The sequence below is a fragment of the Plebeiibacterium sediminum genome (assembly GCF_026013605.1).
GTDB classification, from domain to species: domain Bacteria; phylum Bacteroidota; class Bacteroidia; order Bacteroidales; family Marinilabiliaceae; genus Saccharicrinis; species Saccharicrinis sediminus.
In genome coordinates this window covers 19821-27155 of record NZ_JAPDPJ010000068.1, presented here as the reverse complement: position 1 = coordinate 27155, position 7335 = coordinate 19821, and the positions used below count along the sequence as shown (strand labels likewise).

5 protein-coding genes are annotated in these 7335 nt (G+C 33.3%); 1 reads left to right on the top strand and 4 read right to left on the bottom strand.

The window, feature by feature from the left end; all coding sequences use genetic code 11:
- Positions 1–94 precede the first annotated feature (94 nt).
- The gene (locus OM075_RS20480) at positions 95–2371 is read right to left on the bottom strand and encodes an ATP-dependent helicase (protein WP_301192419.1); all 2277 of its coding nucleotides are present in this window, start codon (positions 2369–2371) and stop codon (positions 95–97) included.
- A gap of 497 nt (positions 2372–2868) precedes the next feature.
- Here OM075_RS20480 and OM075_RS20475 point away from each other — a divergent pair, with 497 nt between their 5' ends.
- Positions 2869–3585, top strand: a complete 717-nt coding sequence (locus tag OM075_RS20475; RefSeq protein WP_301192418.1) for an energy transducer TonB — start codon at positions 2869–2871, stop codon at positions 3583–3585.
- 79 nt (positions 3586–3664) lie between these two features.
- Here the strand turns inward: OM075_RS20475 and OM075_RS20470 are convergent, their stop codons facing one another.
- From OM075_RS20470 to OM075_RS20460, 3 genes are all read right to left on the bottom strand, one after another.
- On the bottom strand, positions 3665–5017 hold the full coding sequence (locus tag OM075_RS20470) for an MATE family efflux transporter (RefSeq protein ID WP_301192417.1): 1353 nt from the start codon (positions 5015–5017) through the stop codon (positions 3665–3667).
- A 198-nt stretch (positions 5018–5215) separates the two neighbouring features.
- Complete coding sequence (locus OM075_RS20465; RefSeq protein ID WP_301192416.1) at positions 5216–6508, bottom strand: NCS2 family permease; 1293 nt, start codon at positions 6506–6508, stop codon at positions 5216–5218.
- Between the two features lie 10 nt (positions 6509–6518).
- A complete protein-coding gene (locus OM075_RS20460; protein WP_301192415.1) occupies positions 6519–7217 on the bottom strand; it encodes a DUF5020 family protein in 699 nt (232 codons plus the stop codon).
- Positions 7218–7335 lie beyond the last annotated feature (118 nt).

Here is a 7335-nt window from a genome sequence, read left to right as displayed (position 1 = left end):
TACCCTTTCAGGGCATTTAATTAATTGATTAAATATTTACCTAAAGTCCTGAAGGGACGTAATCAAATAGCGTAGGGTGCAAGCCCTATGTGTTTTATGATTCAATTTTAACCAATAAAGCCTTGGCAAAGGCAATAGAAAAGGGTTTTTCTCCAACAGAATCAAAGTTGCAGATTAATTCAGTTTCAGACATTGAAATAATTACACCGCTACCGTATTTTTTGTGCTTTACCAACATATCAATTTGCCATTCTGCACTTTCTTCTGTTTGTTCTTCTGTCTTGTTCTGTGCCGCAGAGGTTTTTCGATTAAGAAGATGAGCAGGTATTGCATTTAAAAAGTAGGAGGGTTCAGCCTCAGTATTTCGTGTAGAAGGTTGTGAGTGCCACCCTATTTCCACGTTGTTTTTACCTCTTGTTATGGCAACAAATAATAAGCGTTTTTCTTCTTTTAAATTCTGACTACCTTTTTGATGTTGAGATAGTGGAATAATACCAGTATTTGCACCGGCAATATATACCTTATCAAACTCTAAACCTTTAGATGCATGAATGGTTAACAAGTGAACTCCTTGACCTTTTTGTTTAATTCTGCCGTTTATATGAAAAGTACCCTCCAATACAACCTGTCCGATTGCTAACTGAAACATAGTAGATTTTTCACCCCAACCTTGCGCCTTTATAAAAAACACAATTTGTTCCCAGGCTTCAGTAACCGCATCAATATACTCTTTGTGATGAATAGATGTAGGTTTTAAAATATCCCGCAATGCTAAAAAGTCTATAAATGCAATGGTTTCCAGTGTCTCATTATGAAGAAACTCATTGGTAAACTTTTCAATCTGACGAAGTAATTTTATATGAAGTAGGGGTTTTGATTTATGTTTTTCCAGATATTCACAAAGCGCTGAAAGTGCTGTTGTATTACCTTCTCTGGTATTTAACGACTGGATAACTCTTTTACTTCTTTTTAATACACCAAAGTTAGTATCAAAAATCAAAGCAAGACAGGCATCACTGTCGTTGTGGTTCATACAGACTTTTAATACACGAAGTAAAAAGTTCTGAGCCGGATTATCATGAAGTTCAGCCTTTTTTACCAATTGATGAGGAATATTAGCCTGAGCTAAAACGGTTTCCACAATTTTAATTTGCTGATGGGTTCTAAATAAAATGGCAATATTATCTAATGGTAAATTTTCCTTCTGAATGGTTGTTAGTTGTTCCTTCAGATAAAAAGCTTCCTGCTGATCGTCGTAATGTCTGATAAGATCAATAGGAGTTCCACTTTTACGGGTTGCTATTAATACATTTTCATTCTGCTGAAGTAACGATTCTGCTGCAGATAATATGTTTGCAGTACTCCTGTAGTTTTGAGGCAGTTCCATCCAGGTTGTATTCCATCTAGAATGGACTTCTTCAAATAAATGATCTTTACTGCCACGCCAGCCATATATACTTTGATTTTGATCTCCTACAACAAAAATATTTGACTGGTGATTTCTCAACTTTTCTATCAATTGAAGTTGATCTTCATTACAATCCTGAAACTCGTCGACAATAATCCATTCAGGTGAAATGGCGACCTGATGATTCAGTGCTTCATTGCATAATGAAATAAGATCATCAAAATCCATGGCATTAATCTTACGTTTTTCAGTTTGGGCTAATTGCACCAGTTGAATAAAGTCATCCTCATTTTTCATATTTCCCATCAATGCATCACCCGTCTCTATATATTTCCGCCACCTTTTGGTTAATTGGTTGTGGTATTTAATAGATAGGTTTTCCTGAGCAATTAATCTTTCTAAAAAATCCTGTTTTTCCTGTTCATCCATAATCATAAAATCAGCTTTGAAACCAATTTTATTTAAGTCAGGATGTTCGTTTAATAATTGTCGTGCAACCGCATGAAAAGTACCGAAATATCTCAACTGCTCTTTCAATTCAACATGTGCATCACCTAAAAAGGTAGCTATCCGCTCTTTTATTTCTCTGGCAGCTTTATTGGTAAAGGTCAGCACTATCATTTTATCAAACGGAATATGTTTGATAAAATGCAGATAGAATATTTTAGCAATTAGCACCGTAGTTTTTCCACTTCCAACCATAGCTGAAAGAATAGTGTTGCATGAGGGATGAAAAACTGCATGGCGCTGGTGTTGATTGAGTCGCTGAAAAGTACGGCCCAATTTTTCATCTAATGAACTGATATACTGAATTTCGTTATTGTAATCAGATTTTGGGTAATCTATTTCCGGAGTAAAATGATGCTGTAAGGCGCGTCCTTCTGCTTCAAAAGCATTAACTATTTGATCTAATTTATTTTCATTAGAACTTTTAAGACGTGAATGAAGACGCTTGTAACTCATAAATATCCCCTTGTTGAATATAAAGCACAAAGTTAGGCCAATATTTATTTATACAAAGTCCTTATTACACCGGAGAATTGATATTTAAGGGAATTTATGATTTTATTCTTCTGTTGATTTTGTAGTAAATGTAAACTTAATCATACAAATACTAAATGAATACAAACAATTTAACTCCAGATGTAGTTACTTGTAAGATCTTCATATTTAATTGATACAGTAATGAAAAAGAAGAAATTATTAATGGTTTTATTACAACTTTTTTTCTTAAATTACGTATAAACTATAAAACACAATTTTTATGGAGAAAGAGCTTAGGTAACCTGTTTACGTGGTTGTTTCTACCTCATAAAGTTTAGGGTTTACTCCAGGTAATACAGGCGAAGATGACTGCAATTTTAATCTTGTATTATAAGAGTTATGAAACACCCAACTTTATTTGACTCTTCAAATTGAAAAGGGTGTTTCATCTGAATAAAATATAAAACAATATACAGATGAAAGCCCGTAAAACCATACACGCTGATTTAGAGAACAAAAAATCCTTATTTTTTGAACTGGGAATGATACTAAGCTTTGGTATTGTATTGTTTTCCATGGAGGTCAACTTCAAAGAACGAACATCAAAAGCTGTCTTAACCGACAATGTTGTTGTTACTGAGGAAGAGATGATTCCTATTACAAGACAGGAAGAAACTGTTGCACCTCCACCTCCAAGTCCGGTAAAAGTATATGATGTAATTACTATTGTAGAAAATGACATTGATATTGAGGAAGAACTGGAGATTATGGATACGGAAACCAGTGAGGATGAAATGGTGGAAGTTGTTGAAGATTTGAATATGGAAATGGAGGAAGAAGAGATTTCAGAAGCCCCAATATTCATGGTAGTTGAAGAAATGCCAATTTTTCGTCCGGATATTTGTTCAACAACAGAAGAAGGACAACGAGAACTAATGAAGTATATATCTACTGCCATTAGATACCCAATCATTGCAGCCGAAAATGGTATTCAGGGCAGGGTATATGTGACTTTTGTGGTATCTCCTCAAGGCACAGTAACAAATGTAGAAATAACAAGAGGAGTGTTTCCTGAATTAGATGAAGAAGCTTTACGTGTTGTGAATGATTTGCCACGATTTTCTCCTGGTAAGCAAAGGGGGAAACCTGTTAGAGTAAGGTATTCTGTACCAATTAACTTTGTACTTCAATAGGTGATTATCTAATTATTTCAAATCAAATACCGTGTCAATTGAGTGATGGAATTATTATTAATTAGCGATGCTCATCTCTTTATGAACTTGTTTCCTGAGGTTGTTTTACAACGCCTTTGTTTTTCCATTTTCCACTCAGGTAATAAATTAAAGACCCTATCATTCCGGCGCTCCATCCAGCTGGTATTGCCCACCATATTCCATTAACCCCAAAATGTTTTGAAAATAAAACCGCCAAAGGAATGCGGATTAACCATAAACTAAACAGCGATATGAACATAGGTATTAACGTGGCTCCGGCACCTCGCAAAACTCCATGTAATATAAACATGGTTGAAAAAATAAGGTAAAAGGAACTAACTATAACAAGATAGTTTTTGCCGTGCATAATTACATTTTCGCTTTCGGTAAAAAGTCTCATTAAGTTGTCAGAGAATAAATAGGCAATGACCATTACAAAAAAGGAAATGGACCATGCCATAAATAATGAGGCACGCACACCTTTCTTAATTCTGTCAATTTTATTTGCTCCGAGATTTTGTCCAACAAAAGCAGATAGGGCAGAAGCTAAATTTAATGCAGGTAATGCTGCTAACGAATCTATTCTTCCTGCAGCCGTAAAAGCCGCCAAAACATCAGAATCGAAATTATTTACAATTCGTATTAAGGCCATAATACCCAATGCAACAAACGACTGTTGAAAAGCAGTAGGAAGACCTATTTTTATATTTTGTCTGAATATTTTTGTGCTAAATACCCATTTTCTTAAATCAAATGATATAATATGTTGCTGTTTCTGAAGATAGAATATAGCTCTTCCAAAGGCAATAAACTGAGACAAAACAGTTGCAAATGCTACAGCTTTAATACCCCATTTAAAAACTACTACAAATAAAATGTCCAGTATAATATTTGTGATAGTAGCAAAAATTAAAAAACGCAAAGGAGTTCGTGAATCCCCTAATCCACGAAGTATTGATGTTGTGCCATTAAAACCAAAGAAAGCAATCATACCAGTCATATAAATGGTAAAATACTCTACCGACTGAGGTAACACATCTTCTCCAACATTAAGTAATCTAAATATTTCCTCGTTATAGAAAATGCCCACAAACATGGTAACAAAACTTGCAAATAAAAGGAAAATATAAATGGTAGTTATCGCTTGTTTAACTTCGTGCATTTTTTTTGCTCCGAAATATTGAGAAATAACAATTGTAGCTCCGCTGCCAATACCAATTACAAAAGCAATTAATGTATAAAATATAGGGAAAGATGCTCCTACGGCAGCAAGTGCTTCATCTCCAAGAAATCGCCCTACAATAATACTATCTATTACATTATATAATTGTTGAAATAGATTACCCAGTACCATTGGTAAGGCAAAGTTGAAAATTAATTTTGCTTCATTTCCTGTAGTAAGGTCTTTCATTAATAGGAGTGTAAATATTTATAAACTATAAGCATTATTTATTCTAATAGTTCATTAATGATAATACGCAAAGCAACACAATATATCATGAATAATCAAAAAACGCCCCTACAAAATGTAGAGGCGTTCATATATTTTATAATCTAAATATTATCTCAACATATTTGCTTGTTGAGTATTTTAATCTTATTCAGATGCTTACATGAAAAATTTTAAAATAAACAGAACGGCAAGGAAATAACTTACAATAGAGATTTCTTTGTGTCTTCCTGATAATAATTTTAAAATTACAAAAGCTAACATACCAAATACAATACCTTCTGCAATACTGTAAGCTAAAGGCATCATAATTACAGTTAAAAATACAGGAATAGATTCTGTATAATCTTCAAGGTTTACTTTTAATATTGGAGAAAGCATAAATGATCCTACAATAATTAAAGCTGGAGCTGTTGCTGCATCCGGAACCATTAAGAATAATGGAGAAAGAAACAAAGCAATTAAAAACATACCAGCAACTGTTAATGAAGTAAGACCTGTTCTTCCACCTTCAGCAACTCCTGAGGCACTTTCTACATAAGTAGTAACAGTTGAAGTTCCTAATGCTGCTCCCACAGTAGTTCCAATAGCATCAGCAAATAAAGCTTGTTTTACTCTTGGTAATTTACCGTCTTTATCCAACATGTTTGCTTTAGAAGAAACCCCAATTAAAGTACCTACTGTATCAAACATATCAACAAATAAAAATGTAAATAATACTACTAACATTTTCATTGAAAATATTTCGTGGAAATCGAATTGAAAAGCAATAGAACTAATGCTAGGAGGAGTAGATATTAATGATGTATCAGGAAGTTTAGTAACACCCATTGGAATACCTAGAACAGTAGCTGCAAATATTCCTATTAATAATGCACCTTTTACTTTTAACGCAAGCAAAACTCCAATAATAACCAATCCGAAAGCCATTACTAAAACAGTAGGTTCTTTCATACTTCCTAAACCAACTAATACAGCATCGTTATTTACGATTAAACCTGCATGTTGCATTCCAATAAAAGCAATAAATAAACCAATACCAGCAGAAATAGCATGTTTCATATTTGTAGGTATCGAGTTCACGATAAGCTCACGGATATTAAACACGGTTAATAAAAGGAAGATAATACCTTCAAGAAAAACTGCAGTTAAAGCAAATTGCCAGCTACAATTCATTCCAATACAAACAGAGAATGCAAAGAATGCATTTAATCCCATTCCTGGAGCTAAAGCAAAAGGAAGTTTAGCCCATAATGCCATAACAAGTGTTCCTACAACAGCAGAAATAGCAGTTGCCGAAAAAACAGCATTGATATCCATTCCTGTTTTAGAAAGAATATCTGGGTTTACAGCCAAAATGTAGGCCATTGTCATAAACGTGGTAATACCAGCAATTACTTCTGTTTTTACCGTTGTTTTATTTTCTTTTAGTTTGAAGAATTTTTCTAACATATCTTAAAGTTTAGAAAGTCCACTTAACAGCCAATGTAGGATTAACAACAAAATCATCGTCAACAAAATTACTGCTCATTTCAATTTCTCCACCAAATGAGAAGTTAGGACAAGCATTGTACCATAATTGAGGTTCTGTTAGAAATACGAACTTCTTATCTCCGAAATAAGTATCTTGTCTCCAAAAATCTGCAAATCCTGTAAAAGAGAATTTTCTATCCCAAAAGTGAAGCCCCCAAACTGCTGTAAATTGAAATCCAGAAAGGTTCTCAGTAGAAAAATCGTCGTTTATTTTACCATCTTTAATATGTTTATAGTTGGCTTGAAGCGTTAATACTTTAGAGAAATCAGCATTATTAAAAGTGTATTGTCCACCAATTAACCATGAATTATTAATTGGCCCAAAATATGCACCACCACTGTTGAATTCAATTCTAGGTTCGAATTTTTGAGTTTCATTCCATTTAAAGCTTCGAGCAATTTCCCAATATGCTAAAGAGAATCCATTATCAGTGTCACGATCATCTTCGTTACTGAAATCCATATCTACAAAGAAAAATGTACTACCATATTTATCTGGTTTAAACATTTCTAATGTAGTGGTAATTAATTGTCTTTCTTCACCAAAATCATAATGTACTTGAAGGTTTTGTGCAAAACCTAATTTTCCAAGAATCATTAGCATGGAAAATAAAACTAACTTTTTCATACGTTTCATCATTTAAAAATTTCAATATAACTAATCAATGAAAAGCGATACATAGTTATTGTATAATATCATTAATCATTTATGTTACATTTTATAAGCGATTTGTAATTAAGTAATA